Source organism: Mesorhizobium sp. M1409 (assembly GCF_040317535.1).
Taxonomy (GTDB): Bacteria; Pseudomonadota; Alphaproteobacteria; order Rhizobiales; family Rhizobiaceae; genus Mesorhizobium.
Genome location: NZ_JAMYKV010000010.1, coordinates 108,044 through 124,649 on the forward strand (window position 1 = coordinate 108,044; position 16,606 = coordinate 124,649).

The window sequence follows — 16,606 nt, forward strand, 5'->3', positions numbered from 1 at the left end:
GTCCAAAACTCTCCAATCGATTGAATTCAAAATCCCTGGATCAGTGTTTGCGAAAGAAAGGATAAATGCAATCTTTCGAAATCTTTCGAATTCGCGTATTTTTGGTAGAGTCAACCGAGGCCAGGGCGATCGCCTGGCACATGGAGGCAAGGACAGGGCAATGTTGTCAGAGCAGAGACGCCAATTGATCCTGGGTGAAGTGCAACGCAGCGGACAGGTTCGCATCAAGGACCTGTCAGACGATTTTGGCGTGTCGGAAGTCACGGTGCGCTCCGACCTCGAGATACTGGACCGCAAGGGACTGCTGACCAAGACCCGTGGAGGGGCGGTGACCCGGACCACAGATTCGACCACGGCCGCGTTCGCCAGGCGGATGCAAACGAACCTCGATGCAAAGAAACGCATCGCCCGGGCAGCGATAGAACTGTTCGAGGACAACCAATCGGTCATCTTCGACGGCGGCTCGACATTGATGCAGGTTGCCATGCTGTTACCGCCGCTCAGCAATGTCGTGGTCGCGGCCACGGCGATGAATATCGTGCAGCATCTGATGCATCGGCCCGGGCTCGACGTTCACATGATCGGTGGCCGGGTCTATCCAGACACGGTGAGCACGCTGATCACCGATGCCGACACGGCTCTCGGCGGCTTGGTAGCGCATCAGGTCTTTGTTGGAGCGCATGCGATTGACTCGTCACTGGATGTGGTCGACGTGAACGAAGACATGGCGCGAACGAAGCGAAACCTCGTGCGCATGGCCCGGCGCGTTGTCCTTCTTGCGGATTCGAGCAAATGGGGCGTCAGCGGGACCTCCAAGGCCTTTTCGCTGTCGAGCGTCGATGTTGTGATCACCGACGATGGCCTGTCCGGCCCGATACGCAGCCAGCTTGATAGGACCGGGGCCAAGGTGATCTATGCCTGACCCCGTCGCCGTCCCTGGCCGCGACGGAGATATCCAATGCGCACATGACCCACGGGCTTAGCACCGGCTGTCGGCCGTTTTTCATGTCTGTCATTTTCTCCTCCTAGGGCTGGCAGCCTCCCGGTATCGCGCCAGCATTTTCGCATGTTGTATAAAAATTTTACGCGCGTCAATATTTAAAATGTTGTATAGCCCCTGCGAAGGCGATCCGTTGCCGGCTGGGCGGATCCGGCAGACCATGACCGCGTTGGGAGGTACGATCGAAAATGCACGGGAAAACAAAGACGAAACTCGGGATCGGCGTCGTCGGATGCGGCAATATCTCGATGACCTACCTGCGCAACGCCGCCCTCTTCGGCGGGATCGAATTGCGCGCCTGCGCCGATATCTCGGCCGACATGGCGGCGGTGCGGGCGAAAGAATATGGCATCCGGGCGCTCGGCGTCGATGCGCTGCTGGCCGACACCGAGATCGATCTTGTCCTCAACCTGACCATTCCGGCGGCGCATTTCGACATTTCGTTTTCAGCACTTTCCGCCGGCAAGCACGTCTTCACCGAAAAGCCGCTCGCCACCTCGGCCGCCGACGGACAGCGCCTGGTCAACGAGGCGAGGTCGCGCGGCCTGCTGCTCGGCTCGGCGCCCGACACCTTCCTGGGTGCCGCCGGACGCCGGGCGCGCCGCCTGATGGACGAGGGTGCCATCGGTCGCCCGGTCACCGGCACCGCCTTCATGATGGGCCGCGGCATGGAGCACTGGCATCCCAACCCCCAATTTTACTACCAGCCGGGCGGCGGCCCGGTGTTCGACATGGGCCCCTACTATCTAACCATGCTGGTCAATCTGCTCGGCCCGGTCGAGCGCGTCATGGCGATGGCGACACGCGGCCAGGAGGAGCGGCTGATATCCGCCGAAGGGCCATTCAAGAACACCACATTCAAGGTCGGCACGCCGACCAACGTTTTGTCGCTGCTCGAATTCCGCTCCGGCGCGACTGTCACCTTCGGCGCCTCATGGGATGTCTTTCGCCACTCCAATCATCCGATCGAACTGCACGGCACGGACGGCTCGCTGCGCCTGCCCGACCCCGATACGTTCGGCGGCACCGTGTCGCTGTCCGAACGCGGCGCCGGGTGGAAGGATTTCGCCAGCGAAGGCGAGTTCTATGGCGCTCGCAACTGGCCTTATGCGGCACCCGATCGCGCCAACTATCGCATGCTCGGCGTCGCCGATCTGGTGCGCTCGCTTCAAACCGGCAACACGCCACGCGCCTCCGGCAGCCTCGCGCTGCATGTGCTGGAGATCATGGAGGCGATCCTGCGCTCCGGTGAAACACAGGGCTCGGTCGCCGTCTCGGGCGATGTCGTCCAACCGGCCCTGCTGACCGAGGAAGAGGCAAGCGACCTGCTGGCCTGAGGACATGACCATGACACTCGATCCGGATGCTCGGCGCGTTCTCGAAATCGGCCGCGCTGCCGGCGGCGAGCCGTTCGAGAACGGCAGCGTGGCGGCGGCGCGCGCCGCTTACAACGTCTCGTTCCCGACGCTGCAGGGCGAGCATGAGCCGGTCGCCGCGACCTTGGAACAGCAGATCGACGGGCCGAACGGCCCCATCACTGTCCGCATCCATCGCGGCATCGGCGCACTGCCGAGCGGGGCGCCGGCGCTGCTCTATCTGCATGGCGGCGGCTGGGTCATCGGCAATCTCGATTCGCATGACGAGATCTGCCGGTGGCTGGCCAATCTCGGCAACGCCGTCATTGTCTGCCCCGACTATCGCCTGGCGCCGGAGCACAAATTTCCCGCCGGGCTGGAGGATGGGCTGGCGACACTGCGCTTCATGGCGCGGAACGCCGCCGATCTCGGCATTGACCCGGCCCACATCGGTGTTGCCGGCGACAGCGCCGGCGGCAATCTCGCCGCCGTCCTGGCGTTGCTCGCCCGCGATGGGCTGGCACCACCGCTTGCCGCGCAGATCCTGATCTATCCCAACACCGACGCACGTCAGACAGCAGACAGCTACCGGCGTTTCGGCGACGGCTTCGGGCTTACCGCAACCACCATGGCATGGTTCCGCGACCGCTATGTGCGAACGCCCGACGACATGCTGGACTGGCGCGTCTCGCCCCTGCTGGCGTCTGATATCGCCGGTGTCGCACCGGCGTTCGTGGCGCTTGCGGGCTTCGACATCCTCGCCGACGAAGGGGGAGCCTATTCCGCGCGCCTGCAGGCCGAAGGCGTGCCAGTGATCCTGCGGCAATGGCCGGGCCAGATCCATGGTTTCGTCTCGATGGGACGCCATATCCCAGCCGCGCGGCAAGCGGTGGCCGAGGCGGTGGCTGCCTGGCGCCATTTCGACCCAGGGTCGCTGACGCTTAGGCCGACTGACGCATCACCAGGGTGGCATCGAGCTTGACCGTGCGTGCCAGGCTTTGCTTCGGCGGATCGGCCTCGTCCAGCAGGGCCAGCAGGATCTCGACGCTGCGGCCGGCCATGGCGGTGAAATCCTGCGCCATGGTGGTGAGCGCCGGACAGGTGTAGCGGCTCAGCGGATGATCGTCATGGGCGGCAACGCGCAGATCGCAATCGGACCTGCGGCCGACCTTCAGGCCGCGCGAATACGCGGCAGCCATCACGCCAAAGGCGAGACGATCGTTGGCGCACAGGATGGTGCGGCCGGGCAAGTTGCCGGCCTCCAGCATTCTTTCCATCTGCTCGTAGCCGACCCGTTCGAAGTCCCAGGTGTAATCGCGCGCGGCCTCGATCACGACCGGCTTGAAGCCGGCGGTTTCCATCGCGACGATGTAGCTTGCCTGGCGTTCGCCGGAGTTGTGGTTGACATGCGGAATGTCGATATAGGCCGGGGGCTCACCCGACCGGCACAGATAATCGACGATGGTCGACACGCTCTGCCGGTTGTCGTTGCCGACGAACGGCGTATCGCCCTCGATATAGGTGTCGAAATAGACGATCGGAATGTCCTGCCCGAGCTTGTCGAAAACATTTCGGTCGGAGGCCAGGCCGAGCGGAGCGATGATCGCGCCGGCCACCTTCAGTGACAGCAGCGTCCTGACCGACTCCGCCTCCAGCTTCGGCGAGCCATGCGAGGAGATGACGATCGGCCAGTAGCCTTCGTCGCGGCAGCGAAATTCGATACGGCTGACCATCTCGGCATAGAACGGATCGGTGATCGTCGGCACGACGATGCCGATGTTACGGGTGCGCTTGCGGTTGAGGTTGCGCGCGAAAAGGTTCGGCTGATAGTCCGAGGAGCGCAGGGCGGCTTCGATACGCGCCCGCGTCGCCGGCTTCACGCTCGCCGGATCGTCGAAATATTTGGACAGCGTCGGCCGAGACACGCCACATGCCTGGGCGAAGTCATCCATCGTGCGGTGTGTCTTCTCCGCCATCGATACTCCTGATCCCCTTGCCGTCATCGCCGACCGGACGCGAGCCATCACCAGTCATGCGGCCGTTGACCGGAAGCAGCAATGCTTGACCGAACTTATTCAGTCAAATTTTCACAGTTCCCAATACAGCGCAAAAACATTACGTGCGTCAAATTATTTATTGACGCTCTAAAATTGAAGACATAGGGTTCGGGTTGGAAAGCGGAGCATGGTGCAGCCGGGCGAGCCCAACGCCATCCAGCGACATGGTGAGAACATGAAGAAACTGGTTTGCGCCGGCGAGATCCTGGTCGAGATCATGGCCGAGCGGATCGGCCAGAGTTTCCTCGCTCCCGGCCCGCTCATCGGCCCGTTTCCTTCCGGTGCACCGGCGATTTTCGTCGACCAGGCGGCGCGGCTCGGCCAGCCGGCAGGCCTGATCGCCGCGGTCGGCGACGACGATTTCGGACATTTGAACATCGAGCGCCTGCGTTCCGACGGCGCCGATATCTCGGCCATCAAGGTGCATCGAGGCGCGGCGACGGGAACGGCCTTCGTCACCTACGAGACGGATGGCAGCCGGCACTTTGTCTACAACATCAAGCAGAGTGCCGCCGGCCTGATCGAGATCGGCGCCGAGGCGCGTGCGCTGCTGGCGGGGGCTGATCATTTTCATGTCATGGGCACGTCGCTGTTCTCGCCGGAAACGATCGAGGTGGCCCGCATCGGTATCGAAGCGGTCAAGGCGCGCGGCGGCACGGTCTCCTTCGACCCCAACATCCGCAAGGAGATGCTCGATCTGCCCGGCATGCGCCAAGCGTTGAGTTTCGTGCTGTCGCGGACGGATCTTTTCCTGCCCAGCGGCCCGGAACTGTTCACCTTCGCCAAGGCCGCCGACGAGGAAGGCGCGGTGCGCGAAATGCTGGAACGCGGCATTTCGGCGGTGGTCATCAAGAAAGGCGCGCAGGGTGCCGTTCACCACGACCGTGCCGGGCGCACCGTATCGCCCGGCTTCGTCGTCGACGAGATCGACCCGACCGGCGCCGGTGACTGTTTTGCCGCGGCCTTCGTCTCCTTCTGGCTGCGCGGGGCAGCACCTGAAAAAGCGCTCAAGGTCGCCAATGCCTGCGGCGCGCTGGCCGTGACCAAAAAGGGTCCGATGGAGGGCATAGCTTCCCTCGCCGCAGTCGAAGCGTTCATCGAGACTGCCGAGACCGGAGCGCCGGCATGAGCCAGGCGACGGACAGGCTGGCTGCCATCGCGACGCGTCGCGCGGCCGGCGAACGCCGCGGCATCGCCTCGGTCTGTTCGGCCCATCCGCTGGTCATCGAGGCGGCGCTGCGCCATGGCAAGGCACGTGGCGCCGACGTGCTGATCGAGGCGACCTGCAATCAGGTCAACCACGAGGGCGGCTACACCGGCATGACGCCCGGCGATTTCCGCCGCTTGGTCGAGGTGATCGCCGACAAGGTCGCCTTTCCCCTGGACAGGCTGGTGCTCGGCGGCGACCACCTCGGGCCCAATCCGTGGAAGGACCTTCCGGCGCCCGAGGCCATGCAGAAGGCCTCGCGCATGGTAGACGCCTATGCCGAGGCCGGCTTCACCAAGATCCATCTCGACGCCAGCATGGGCTGCGCCGGCGAAGGCGCGGCGCCGCCCGACGCGACGATTGCAGAGCGCGCCGCCGAACTGGCCGCGGTGGCGGAGACCGCGGCCGACCGAACGGGCGGCGCCAAGCCTGTCTACGTTATCGGCACCGAAGTGCCGGTGCCGGGCGGTGCCCTTGAAGCGATGGACCATCTGGCGGTGACAACGCCCGAGGCGGCACTTGAAACCGTCCGTATCCACCGGCAGGCGTTCAGCCGCCTTGGTCTGGACAAGGCCTTTTCGCGTGCGATCGGTATCGTCGTGCAGCCGGGCGTCGAATTCGGCAATGCGGAGGTGATCGCCTACAGGCCGGAACGCGCCCAGGCGCTGGCCGGCACGCTGCGCGACCTGCCGCAATTCGTCTTCGAGGCCCATTCGACCGACTACCAGCCGGTGACGGCGCTGACCGCACTGGCCGACGATGGCTTTGCCATCCTCAAGGTCGGGCCATGGCTGACCTTCGCGCTGCGCGAGGCGCTCTATGGCTTGAGCCACATCGCCGATATCCTCGTTCCCGACCCGGCGCGCGAAAGCCTGCCGGCGGCGATGGAGCGCGCCATGCAGGCGGCGCCCGGCAACTGGAAGAACCACTACCACGGCTCCGCGACCGAGCAGCGGATAGAGCGGCATTTTTCCTACAGCGACCGCATCCGCTATTACTGGCCGGCGCTGGCGGCCCGGCAAGCCACGGACGCGCTGATGCAGGCGCTCGGTGACCGGGACATTCCCCCACCCCTCATCAGCCAGTATCTTGGCCGTCTCGACACAGCGGTGGCGAACGGGTCCGCGGCGCCAAAGGCCAGGGAGTTGCTGATCGGCAGCGTGGCGGAAGTGCTCGACATCTACGCCGGTGCGACGGGCTGACCGCCGGCCACGGCCTTAGCAGCAAGGCCAGCTACCCGCGATAAGCGAAGCGGCGCCGGCAATTGTCGGCGAGGCGAAGACCGGCAGTTCGATGCCGCGCTTTTTGGTTCCGAGTTGAAGCTTGCCGCTCGGCTATCGGCCATGGCCCTGCTTGCCAAAAGTCGCCGCGCCGCCCATACACGGCTTGCGCAATCGCCCAACCGAGGTCCGCCTCTCCTTCGATTTTGCCAGGGATACTGTCCAATGTCCGCGACGCCGTGGTCAAAGCCTTGACGGATCACTCCAAGCCATCGCTCGCCAGCCTGGGCTGGACGGATTTCTTCGGCGACCAGATCGAGCCCGGCGAAGCCAATCTCGTCCCGACGCGTATCGCCACGGTTCATCGCGACCGCCTGACCGGCCTGTCCCAGGCAGGGCCAGTCGATCTGACGCTGCCGGCGCAAGCGAACACTGGTGATTATGCCGTCGGCGACTGGGTGCTCGTCGACGCGCATGACAAGCTTGTGCAGCGCCGCCTGACCCGCAAGACGGTGCTGGAACGCCGCACCCAGGGCGGCAGGGTGCCGCAACTTGCCGCGGCCAATGTCGACACGCTGTTCATCGTCACCTCCTGCAATGCCGACTTCAATCCCGCCCGGCTCGAGCGCTATCTGGCGCTCGCCAACGAGGCAGGAACGACACCGGTGATCCTGCTGACCAAGGCAGACACGGCTGAGGACGCCGAGGCATACCAGAAGCAGGCTGCGGCGCTGCAGCGTGGACTGGCCGTCGTGACGCTGAACCCGCGCACCGCGGATGCCGCGACCGCGCTGGTCGCCTGGTGCGGCGCCGGCCAAACGGTGGCGCTGATCGGCTCTTCCGGCGTCGGCAAATCGACGCTGGTCAATACGCTGGCCGGACCGGCGCAGCAATCGCCGCAACAGACCGGAGGCATCCGCGAACACGATGCCAAGGGACGCCACACCACCACGTCGCGATCGTTGCACGCCATCGCAGGTGGCGGCTGGGTGATCGACACGCCCGGCATGCGGACGTTGCACGTCAGTGATGTCGCCTCCGGCATCGACACACTTTTTGCCGAAATCACCGAACTCGCCCCGCTCTGCAAGTTCCGCGACTGCACGCATGTGCATGAGCCGGGCTGCGCGGTGCAGGCTGCCTTGAAGGCCGGGACGCTGGACCCGGAGCGCCTTGCCCGCTGGCGCAAACTGTCCGACGAAAACCAGCACAACACGCCGGTTCAGAGCGGGCCGCGCGGGGCCAAGTCTCCCGGCGGTCGCGGAAAGAGGCGTTGAGCGGCGGGGGGCAGGCCCCTGGATTCAGAGCCGCGCCGTACCGAAGACCCGATCCCAAAGTGCCGACGTAACACCGAAATTGGCCGATTCGTCGATGTGATGATGCACGGCGTGGCGGCGCTTGAGCGTGTACAGATACCTCGGATGGCTAGGATGCCAGTGATGGATCATGTGGTGGATGCTGATGTACCAAAGGTACCCCAGCATCAGCCCGCAACTTACAGCACTTGCGGCTGCGAAACCTGAAGCCATCCAGACGGGCACAAACGCGACCAGCGCATGCACCCCAAGGCTGAGCCAGGTCGGCGTGCCCACAGAACTGCGCTCCTCGACATGGTGACGCTCATGCAGGTCCTTGATGTAGGGAATGTGATGAAGCACGAACCTGTGCAGCACGTATTCGGTCAGCGTCCAGAGGAAGAGACAGGCGAGGACCGTGCCGATCCAGCCTGGCGCATTGTCTTCGCCGGCCTCGATCAGCCCTGCAACTGCCAGTGCGGCGATAACCAGCGGATAGACCACGAAGTCGCTATAGTAGCCAATAAGACCGAGTTGCATCGTCACCTAGCCTTCGAGCCGCCAAATAAGCGAGGTATCAGATTGCCGGACTCGTGGGTGAGGCGCAATGCAGACACACCTGACATAGCGTCGCAATCCCTAGGTGCAAGGTTCGCGTCAACGATTCAAGGACCATCGGCAGGCTGCCGGCTTCGCAAGCGGACGGTCAAATTGGCAAAACGCAGTGCGGGATTGCTGATCTATCGCCGCGGCGACGGCGATCTCAGGGTGTTGCTGGTTCACCCGGGCGGGCCGTTCTGGGCGAAAAAGGACGACGGTGCGTGGTCGATACCGAAGGGCCTCGTCGGCGAGAACGAGGACGAGTTGGCGGCAGCGCAACGCGAAACCGAGGAAGAGCTCGGCGTCAAGATCGACGGATCCTTCACGCGTCTCGGCGACTACAGGCAACCGGGGGGAAAGATCGTCACGGCCTGGTCTGTCGAACCGGCCTTCGACATCGATGTGGCTGCCATCAAGAGCAACATTTTCACCATGGAATGGCCGCCAAGGTCGGGATTCCTGAAGGAGTTCCCGGAAGTCGACAAAGCGGGCTGGTTCACCTTGCCCGAGGCCGAAGTAAAGATCCTCAAGGGGCAGCATCCGATCCTGTTGGATTTTGCCAGGCAGCAAGGCGCCGGATGATCCGCGGCCCTCAGTAGGGCAGGCCGACATAGTTCTCGGCGAGCGCGATCGACGCGGCTTGCGAATGGACAAGATAGTCGAGTTCGGCCTCCTGAATGCGCTGGCCGAACTCGCCGGTGTCGGGAAAGCGGTGCAGCATCGTCGTCATCCACCAGGAGAAGCGCACCGCCTTCCAGACCCGTGCCAGCGCCTTGCCTGAATAGGCGTCGATGCCGGCGTGTGATTTCTCGACATAGAAGTCGCGCAAGCCGGCGAAGAGATAGCGCACGTCGCTGGCGGCGAGGTTGAGCCCTTTGGCGCCGGTCGGCGGCACGATGTGGGCGGCGTCGCCGACCAGGAAAAGCCGGCCGAAGCGCAGCGGCTCGGCAACGAAAGAGCGCAGCGGCGCGATCGACTTCTCGAAGGATGGCCCCGTGACGACGCTTGCCGCTGTTTGCTCCGGCAAGCGGCGGCGCAACTCGTCCCAGAAGCGGTCGTCGGACCAAGCTTCGACACGATCGTCCTGCGGGCACTGTACATAGTAGCGGCTGCGATGCGTCGAGCGCATCGAGCACAGTGCGAAACCCCGTTCGTGATTGGCGTATACCAGTTCGTGATGGGCCGGCGGCACTTCGGCCAGCAGGCCGAGCCAGCCGAACGGATAGTGCCGCTCGAAGGTCTTCAGCGCATCCGCGGGCACAGATTTGCGGCTGATGCCGTGATAGCCGTCACAACCGGCAATGAAGTCGCAGTCGATACGATGCGTGGCGCCGTCCCTGTCATAGGTGACGAAAGGTGCCTCACCATCGAAATCGTGCGGCGCGACATCAGCCGCCTCGTAGATCGTGGTCAACCCTGCCGCATCGCGTTCATCCATCAAATCATGTGTCACTTCGGTCTGACCGTAGACGGTGACATGCTTGCCGCCGGTGAGTGCGGTAAGGTCGATGCGGTGCAGGCGTCCGTCGAAGGCCAGCGAGATGCCGGAATGCGGCAGCCCCTCGGCATGCAGCCGTGCCGCGGCACCCGCTTCCTCCAGCAATTCGACAGTGCCTTGTTCGAGCACGCCGGCGCGTACGCGGCCAAGCACATGCTCGCGGCTCGCGCGCTCCAGAATGACCGTCTCGACGCCGATGCTTGCCAGCAGCTGGCCGAGCAGCAGGCCGGACGGTCCCGAACCAATGATAACGACCTGGCTGCGCATCAGTGGCCGAGACTTTCGACCTGTGCGGCCAGTTCGGCGGCAAGGCGCAGCGAAGCGGCGGTTGCGACGGCCATCTGCGGCAGCAACAGCCATTCCAGCGTCCATGCCGCGCCCGAGCGCTCCTGTTCATGCACAAGCGCCTGATGCATGCCGGAGAGCTGCGTGGCGTTGAAGCGGGCAAGCGCCACTAGCGCTTCGGCCTTCACCGGGTTCTGCTTGTGCGGCATGGCCGACGAGCCGCCACCACCCGACAGTTCGATCTCGGTTCCGCCTTGCGCCATCAGCGCAATGTCCTGGCCGAACTTGCCGAGGCTGCCGGTCACCAGCGACATCAGGCCGGCAAAGTCGGCGAGTGCATCGCGCTGGCTCTGCCACTGCGGGGCGTCGCCAAGGCCGAGCTTTGCGGCAAGGGCCGCGCGCACTGCCGACCCCTTGTCATCGAGCTTTTCCAGCGTGCCGGCGGCACCGCCAAACTGCACCACCAGCAAGCGCGTAGACTGTTCCGAGAGTCTTTCCTGATGCCGTTGCAGCGGCGCCCGCCACGCCTTTACACGGTCCGCCACTTCAATCGGAATCGCCGGTTGCATACGCGTCATACCGGTCAGCACCCTGGCGCCAAAACGCTCTTCGAGCGAAGCGAGGCGCATGACGGTTTCGGTCAGCAGCAGATCGAGATGTTCGACGACGGATTTCAGCCGAAGCATCAGGCCGGTATCGATGACATCCTGGCTGGTCGCGCCGAAATGCACTTTCGTCCCATGCGGTTCGCCGACCGCTGCCCTGATCTGGCGCACCAGTTCCGGCACCATGACGCCGTCCCTGGCGACAGCGGCCCGCAGCGGGGCGGTGTCGGGCCGGAACTTGGCAAGTGCGGCCACGATCGCCGCCGCCGCGTCGCTGGCGATGATCCCGGTTTCGGCCTCCGCTTCCGCCAGCGCACGCTCGAAGGCCAGCATCGCCTCGATTTCCGCCTCGACGGAAAAGTACTGGCTCGCTACTTCGTCGCCGAGGAGAGCGGAGAGCAGTGGATGGTCGAAAGGCGATACGGTCATGGCGCGAGTCTCCTGAGCATCAGCTGTCGAAGAAGACCGTTTCCTTCTCCCCCTGGAGATGGACGTCGAAGATATAGATATCGCCCTTGCGCTCGGCGATCAGCGTCGGCACCCGGATGCGGTGCTCGATCCGTGCCAGGATCGCATCCTCGGCATTGGCCTTTTCCTCATCGGAAAAATAGAGCCGTGTGTGGAGGCCGAGATTGATGCCGCGCGCGACAATCCAGAGCGTGATATGCGGCGCCATCAGGCTGCCATCCCTGAACGGCACCCGGCCCGGCTTGATCGTCTCGAACGTGCACAGGCCGGTGTCCATGTCGGTCGGGCAACGGCCCCAGCCGAAGAAATTCGGATCGGCGGCACCGCGCGGTTCGGCCGGCGAATTGTAAAGCCCATCCGCATCCGCTTGCCAGATCTCGATCAGCGCGTCCTTGAGCGGCGTGCCGGTGCCGTCGAGCACCCGGATGCGAAGACCGATGCGCTCACCCTTGGTCTTGTCGTTGACCATGGTCGCACCAAGGTCGGCCGGGTAGACGCCGCCGATGCCGCAGAAATTGGGCGTCAGCCCGATATGGACATAGGGTCCAGCGGTCTGTGAAGGGCTCTCCTTCAGCCGGTCGAGCGATTGAGCCATCAATTGCCCTCCAGCCTGTTTTCGAACAGCGATGCGCGCCGCCCGCGAAGCACGATGTCGAACTTGTAGGCGCGCGCGTCGAAAGGGATCGTCGCTTGCATGTCGAGCGCGGCGATCAGCGTCTCAACGGCTGCCTTGTCGGGGATGCCGCGCGCGATCGGGCACTGCCAGATCAGCGGGTCGCCCTCGAAATACATCTGCGTGATCAGCCGCTGGGCAAAGCCGTGGCCGAACACCGAGAAATGAATGTGCGAGGGGCGCCAGTCGTTCGGCCCGTTCGGCCAGGGATAGGGACCGGGCTTGACGGTGCGAAAGGCATAGCCGCCATCCTCGCCTGATATGGCACGGCCGCAGCCGCCAAAATTCGGGTCGAGCGGCGCCAGGTAGCCATCCTTCTTGTGGCGATAACGGCCACCTGCATTGGCCTGCCAGAATTCGAGCAGAGCGCCGGGCACGCCAACGCCGCGTTCGTCGAGCACCCGCCCATAGACGATGATGCGCTCGCCGATGGCGCTCTCGCCGGATTTGGCGAAATTGTGGATCAGGTCGGCGTCGAGTTCGCCGAGCATGGCGTGGCCGAAGACAGGACCTGTTATTTCCGACAGCGTGTTGTCGAAGGCAAGCAGCGCCTTCCGTGGCGAGCGCAGCACGGAGGTCTTGTAGTTCGGCGTCAGCGCCGGCGGATGCCAGGTCCGGTCGCGCTGGAAGAAGGCGCCGGTCTCGGGTCTCTGGTTCGAGCCGGACTTAGCGGGCATTCTTGGCTCCGTCCATTTCCGAAAACACGTCCTTGGCGATCTTGAAGGCACGGTTGGCGGCCGGCACGCCGGCATAGATGGCGACATGCAGGAACGCCTCGCAGATATCGTCGCGCGAAGCACCGGTGTTGACGGTGGCGCGCACATGCATGGCGACCTCCTCATCATGGCCGAGTGCGGCCAGCAGCGCCAGCGTGACGATCGAACGTTCGCGCTTGCTGAAGCCCGGCCGCGCCCACACGGTTCCCCAGGCGGCCTCGGTGATCAGTTCCTGGAAAGGCTGGTCGAAATCGGTGGCGGCGACCTCGGCCCGGTCGACATGCCGGTCGCCGAGCACTGAGCGCCGCACCGCGAGACCCGTGCGATATCTGGCTTCGTTGCCGGGGACTTCATCCATGGGGTTCTGCTCCAGGGGCAAGCGATGCGATAAAATCGCGGATCAAGGCGGTCAGCGCTTTCGGTTGTTCGACACAAGGAATATGCCCGGCGTCGCGAATGATCTCGAAGCGCGCGCCGGGGATCAGGTCGGCCAGCGAGCGGACGAGATCGGGAGGCGTCGAGCCATCCTGGTCGCCGGCGACGCAGAGCGTCGGCACCGCGATGTGGCGCGCGGCATCGGTGAAATCCGCATCGCGAACCGCCACGCAAGTCCCGATGTAACCCGCAAGCGCTTGCCTGGTCATCATGTTCCAGTAGCCGTCCAGCTCGGCCAGACGCGCCGCGTGGAAGGCGGGGGTGAACCACACTTTGAGCACTCCGTCCGCAATGGCCTGGATGCCCTTGCTTTCGACCGTCGCGATGCGTGTGTTCCAGCTGTCTGTCGTGCCGATCTTGTGGGCCGTGTCGCACAGGATCAGGCCTTCGACCATTTCTGGGCGCCTGCGATAAAAGCCTTGTGCGATCAGGCCACCGACCGACAGGCCGCACAGCACGACCTTGCTCAGCCCGAAATGATCGATGAGCGCCGAGAGATCATCGACATGATCGTCGATCGACCTGATGTCGCCGATATCGGACAGCCCGTGACCGCGCTTGTCATAGACCAGCACCGGCATTTCACCATCGAGCGCGGAGACAATTTCGTCCCAGATCCGGAAATCGGTGCCCAGAGAATTGATGAATATGATCGGGCGCGCATTGCCGGCCGCCTTGATGTGGCGATGGTGCAGCGTGATGCCGCCAATGGTGACGAATGGCACGATTTCGATCCTCCATCCCCACATTGCACAAGGCGTTTGGTTCGGTAAAATGATATTTTGCACCGTTTCATTAACTCAGGGGTTATCAAATCCATGTCCGTAGGCCGCATCCGGTTCCGCCACCTGCAGGCATTCCTGGAAGTTGCGCGGCAGGGAAGCGTGGCGCGGGCGGCCGACTTGCTGCACGTCAGCCCGCCGGCGGTGACCAAGACATTGCGCGAACTGGAAGAGGCGCTGGGTGTGGCGGTGGTCGAACGCGACGGCCGCGGCATCAGGCTGACGCGCATCGGCGAAATCTTCCTGCGCCATGCCGGCACGGCGATCACGGCGCTGAAGCAAGGCGTCGATTCCGTCAGGCAGGACGGAGCGGTCAACCGGCATCCGATCCGTATCGGCGCGCTGCCGACAGTGTCGGCGCGGGTCATGCCGCTCGCCATGACCTTGTTTCTCGAAGAGGGCACTGGTGCTGCGATCAAGATTGTTACCGGCGAGAACGCGGTGCTGCTCGAACAGTTGCGCACCGGCGCGCTCGATCTCGTCGTTGGACGGCTGGCGGCGCCGGAGAACATGACCGGCTTCTTCTTCGAGCATCTCTATTCCGAACCGGTGCTGTTCGTGGTGCGGGCGGGACATCCACTGCTTGACCCGGGACAGGATGTGTTCGCACGGCTCGACGAATTCCCGATGCTGATGCCGACGCGGGAATCGGTTATCCGTCCCTTCGTCGACCGCCTGTTCATCACCAATGGCATGACGGCGCCGGCAACCGAGATCGAAACCGTCTCGGACTCCTTTGGTCGCGCTTTCCTGCGGCAGAGCAATGCGGTCTGGATCATTTCGGCCGGGGTCGTTGCCAACGAACTCGGCAGCGGCGCCTTCGTCGCCTTGCCGGTCAACACAGAGGAAACCAAGGGCCCAGTCGGCCTGACGATGCGCACGGACACCGCGCACTCGCCGGCTTTCTCCATCCTGCTGCAGACCGTCCGCGAAGCGGCAAGGCAAGGCAGCTAGGCTCGAGATAGCCGCTGTTGGTCCCGAATTTCCTAACCCAGGGGTTAACGAAACACCGCAAAATATCATTTTACCGAACCAAACCGCTGGTGCACTGTGACGACTGAGGAGCACAGAGGGAGGAACGTATGACTCACGCTATCGGCAGCAAATCCAGTATTCCAGGCATTTCGCGGCGCCAGTTCATCGCCACCTCGATCGCTGGCGGCGCAGCTCTCACGCTTGGCGGCCGCGGCGCCTTTGCCCAGGCAGGCGACACGCTCAAGGTCGGCTTCGTCAGCCCGCGCACCGGGCCGCTCGCCGGCTTCGGCCAGACCGACGGCTACGTGCTCGACCTGGCCCGCAAGGCGCTGGCCGGCGGCCTCGACATCGGCGGCAAGAAATACAGCGTCGAGATCCTCGACCAGGACACGCAGTCCGACCCGTCACGCGCCGGTCAGCTGGCCAAGGACCTGATCAACAACCAGGCCATCGACCTGATGCTGGCGGTATCGACGCCGGAGGTGATCAATCCCGTGGCCGACGCCTGCGAGGCCGCCGGCGGGCCATGCCTGTCGACGGTCATGCCGTGGGAAGCCTGGTATTTCGGCCGCGGCGCCAAGCCCGATGCGCCCTCGCCGTTCAAGTGGACCTATCATTTCGGCTTCGGCGTCGGCGAGTTCTTCAAGGCCTATATCTCGCAATGGAACCTGATCGAGACCAACAAGAAGGTCGGCGTCATGTATCCCAACGATGCCGATGGCAATGCCATCCGCGCCCATTTGGCGCCGCTGCTGGCCAAGCAAGGTTTCACCATTGTCGATCCCGGCGCCTATGAGACCGGCACCACCGACTATTCCTCGCAGATCGCGCTGTTCAAGCAGGAAGGCGTCGAGATCTTCAATTCCTTCCCGATCCCGCCGGATTTCGCGGCGTTCTGGCGCCAGGCGGCACAGCAAGGCCTGATCAAGCAGATCAAGATCTGCCAGGTCGCCAAGACCGGGCTGTTCCCGTCCGACATCGAGGCGCTCGGCGATCTCGGCGTGAAGATTTCGAGCGCCGCCTATTGGCACAAGGCCTTCCCCTACAAGTCGCCGCTGACCGGCGTTTCGGGCATCGAGCTGGCCGATGGCTACGAGGCGGCGAGCGGCAAGCAGTGGACGCAGCAGCTCGGCGCCTCTATGTCGCTGCTCGATGCCGGCTTCGAAGCGCTGAAGGCAAGCACCGATGCCAAGGACAAGGCAGCGGTGGCCAAGGCGCTGAGCTCGCTGAAAACCGAGACGATGGTCGGCAAGGTCGACTTCACCAGCGGACCCGTGGCCAATGTCTCGCCCGGCCCGATCATCGGCACGCAATGGGTCGCCGCCAAGGAAGGAGCCAAGTTCCCGCTCGACTATGTCGTGACCGAGAATGCCACCGACCCCAACGTGCCTGTCGAAGCCAAGCTTCTGCCTTACAACGGCTGATGGACCGCTGA

17 protein-coding genes are annotated in these 16,606 nt (G+C 64.0%); 9 read left to right on the plus strand and 8 right to left on the minus strand.

Annotated elements, in window-relative coordinates; translation table 11 throughout:
- Positions 1-160: 160 nt before the first annotated feature.
- From NKG99_RS11240 to NKG99_RS11250, 3 genes are all read left to right on the plus strand, one after another.
- A complete protein-coding gene (locus tag NKG99_RS11240; RefSeq protein ID WP_352867396.1) occupies positions 161-922 on the plus strand; it encodes a DeoR/GlpR family DNA-binding transcription regulator in 762 nt (253 codons plus the stop codon).
- 266 nt (positions 923-1,188) lie between these two features.
- Positions 1,189-2,337, plus strand: a complete 1,149-nt coding sequence (locus NKG99_RS11245) for a Gfo/Idh/MocA family protein (protein WP_352867298.1) — start codon at positions 1,189-1,191, stop codon at positions 2,335-2,337.
- 10 nt (positions 2,338-2,347) lie between these two features.
- Positions 2,348-3,337, plus strand: a complete 990-nt coding sequence (locus NKG99_RS11250) for an alpha/beta hydrolase (RefSeq protein ID WP_352867301.1) — start codon at positions 2,348-2,350, stop codon at positions 3,335-3,337.
- Here NKG99_RS11250 and NKG99_RS11255 read toward each other — a convergent pair.
- Positions 3,297-4,331 carry a LacI family DNA-binding transcriptional regulator gene (locus tag NKG99_RS11255; RefSeq protein WP_352867302.1) on the minus strand — a complete coding sequence of 345 codons (1,035 nt, stop codon included), beginning with the start codon at positions 4,329-4,331 and terminating at the stop codon, positions 3,297-3,299. The two genes, NKG99_RS11250 and NKG99_RS11255, sit on opposite strands and share 41 nt — an antisense overlap.
- A 256-nt stretch (positions 4,332-4,587) precedes the next feature.
- On the opposite strand from NKG99_RS11255, the gene NKG99_RS11260 reads away from it, so the two are divergent.
- From NKG99_RS11260 to rsgA, 3 genes are all read left to right on the plus strand, one after another.
- A complete protein-coding gene (locus tag NKG99_RS11260) occupies positions 4,588-5,541 on the plus strand; it encodes a tagatose kinase (protein WP_352867399.1) in 954 nt (317 codons plus the stop codon).
- A complete protein-coding gene (locus NKG99_RS11265; RefSeq protein ID WP_352867305.1) occupies positions 5,538-6,821 on the plus strand; it encodes a D-tagatose-bisphosphate aldolase, class II, non-catalytic subunit in 1,284 nt (427 codons plus the stop codon). The genes NKG99_RS11260 and NKG99_RS11265 overlap by 4 nt, the downstream gene beginning before the upstream one ends.
- A 257-nt stretch (positions 6,822-7,078) precedes the next feature.
- Positions 7,079-8,116 (plus strand): ribosome small subunit-dependent GTPase A, encoded by a 1,038-nt coding sequence (gene rsgA, locus NKG99_RS11270; RefSeq protein WP_352867308.1) that lies wholly within the window; start codon positions 7,079-7,081, stop codon positions 8,114-8,116.
- Between the two features lie 24 nt (positions 8,117-8,140).
- On the opposite strand, the gene NKG99_RS11275 is transcribed toward rsgA, so the two are convergent.
- On the minus strand, positions 8,141-8,674 hold the full coding sequence (locus NKG99_RS11275; protein WP_352867401.1) for a sterol desaturase family protein: 534 nt from the start codon (positions 8,672-8,674) through the stop codon (positions 8,141-8,143).
- A gap of 171 nt (positions 8,675-8,845) precedes the next feature.
- Here NKG99_RS11275 and NKG99_RS11280 point away from each other — a divergent pair, with 171 nt between their 5' ends.
- Positions 8,846-9,316, plus strand: a complete 471-nt coding sequence (locus NKG99_RS11280; protein ID WP_352867310.1) for an NUDIX hydrolase — start codon at positions 8,846-8,848, stop codon at positions 9,314-9,316.
- Positions 9,317-9,326: 10 nt separating this feature from the next.
- Here NKG99_RS11280 and pobA read toward each other — a convergent pair whose 3' ends face one another.
- Genes pobA through pcaD form a run of 6 tightly spaced genes read right to left on the minus strand, consistent with a single transcriptional unit; the run spans position 9,327 to position 14,139 of the window.
- On the minus strand, positions 9,327-10,499 hold the full coding sequence (gene pobA / locus NKG99_RS11285; protein ID WP_352867312.1) for a 4-hydroxybenzoate 3-monooxygenase: 1,173 nt from the start codon (positions 10,497-10,499) through the stop codon (positions 9,327-9,329).
- The gene (locus NKG99_RS11290; protein ID WP_352867315.1) at positions 10,499-11,551 is read right to left on the minus strand and encodes a 3-carboxy-cis,cis-muconate cycloisomerase; all 1,053 of its coding nucleotides are present in this window, start codon (positions 11,549-11,551) and stop codon (positions 10,499-10,501) included. Before NKG99_RS11290 ends, pobA begins: the two co-directional genes overlap by 1 nt.
- 19 nt (positions 11,552-11,570) lie before the next feature.
- On the minus strand, positions 11,571-12,185 hold the full coding sequence (gene pcaG / locus NKG99_RS11295) for a protocatechuate 3,4-dioxygenase subunit alpha (RefSeq protein WP_352867318.1): 615 nt from the start codon (positions 12,183-12,185) through the stop codon (positions 11,571-11,573).
- Entirely contained in the window at positions 12,185-12,940 is a 756-nt protein-coding gene (pcaH, locus tag NKG99_RS11300) for a protocatechuate 3,4-dioxygenase subunit beta (RefSeq protein ID WP_352867320.1), read from the minus strand. The genes pcaG and pcaH overlap by 1 nt, the downstream gene beginning before the upstream one ends.
- Positions 12,930-13,337, minus strand: a complete 408-nt coding sequence (gene pcaC / locus NKG99_RS11305; protein WP_352867322.1) for a 4-carboxymuconolactone decarboxylase — start codon at positions 13,335-13,337, stop codon at positions 12,930-12,932. Before pcaC ends, pcaH begins: the two co-directional genes overlap by 11 nt.
- Complete coding sequence (gene pcaD / locus NKG99_RS11310) at positions 13,330-14,139, minus strand: 3-oxoadipate enol-lactonase (protein ID WP_352867324.1); 810 nt, start codon at positions 14,137-14,139, stop codon at positions 13,330-13,332. The genes pcaC and pcaD overlap by 8 nt, the downstream gene beginning before the upstream one ends.
- Before the next feature lie 93 nt (positions 14,140-14,232).
- Here pcaD and pcaQ point away from each other — a divergent pair, with 93 nt between their 5' ends.
- Entirely contained in the window at positions 14,233-15,150 is a 918-nt protein-coding gene (gene pcaQ, locus NKG99_RS11315; protein ID WP_352867327.1) for a pca operon transcription factor PcaQ, read from the plus strand.
- Positions 15,151-15,278: 128 nt separating this feature from the next.
- On the plus strand, positions 15,279-16,595 hold the full coding sequence (locus NKG99_RS11320) for an ABC transporter substrate-binding protein (protein ID WP_352867329.1): 1,317 nt from the start codon (positions 15,279-15,281) through the stop codon (positions 16,593-16,595).
- Positions 16,596-16,606 lie beyond the last annotated feature (11 nt).

Coding starts and splice junctions, on each gene's coding strand:
- NKG99_RS11240 (WP_352867396.1), top strand. CDS start 161: ATGTTGTCAGAGCAGAGACGCCAATTGATCCTGGGTGAAGTGCAACGC.
- NKG99_RS11245 (WP_352867298.1), top strand. CDS start 1,189: ATGCACGGGAAAACAAAGACGAAACTCGGGATCGGCGTCGTCGGATGC.
- NKG99_RS11250 (WP_352867301.1), top strand. CDS start 2,348: ATGACACTCGATCCGGATGCTCGGCGCGTTCTCGAAATCGGCCGCGCT.
- NKG99_RS11255 (WP_352867302.1), bottom strand. CDS start 4,331: ATGGCGGAGAAGACACACCGCACGATGGATGACTTCGCCCAGGCATGT.
- NKG99_RS11260 (WP_352867399.1), top strand. CDS start 4,588: ATGAAGAAACTGGTTTGCGCCGGCGAGATCCTGGTCGAGATCATGGCC.
- NKG99_RS11265 (WP_352867305.1), top strand. CDS start 5,538: ATGAGCCAGGCGACGGACAGGCTGGCTGCCATCGCGACGCGTCGCGCG.
- NKG99_RS11275 (WP_352867401.1), bottom strand. CDS start 8,674: ATGCAACTCGGTCTTATTGGCTACTATAGCGACTTCGTGGTCTATCCG.
- pobA (WP_352867312.1), bottom strand. CDS start 10,499: ATGCGCAGCCAGGTCGTTATCATTGGTTCGGGACCGTCCGGCCTGCTG.
- NKG99_RS11290 (WP_352867315.1), bottom strand. CDS start 11,551: ATGACCGTATCGCCTTTCGACCATCCACTGCTCTCCGCTCTCCTCGGC.
- pcaG (WP_352867318.1), bottom strand. CDS start 12,185: ATGGCTCAATCGCTCGACCGGCTGAAGGAGAGCCCTTCACAGACCGCT.
- pcaH (WP_352867320.1), bottom strand. CDS start 12,940: ATGCCCGCTAAGTCCGGCTCGAACCAGAGACCCGAGACCGGCGCCTTC.
- pcaC (WP_352867322.1), bottom strand. CDS start 13,337: ATGGATGAAGTCCCCGGCAACGAAGCCAGATATCGCACGGGTCTCGCG.
- pcaQ (WP_352867327.1), top strand. CDS start 14,233: ATGTCCGTAGGCCGCATCCGGTTCCGCCACCTGCAGGCATTCCTGGAA.
- NKG99_RS11320 (WP_352867329.1), top strand. CDS start 15,279: ATGACTCACGCTATCGGCAGCAAATCCAGTATTCCAGGCATTTCGCGG.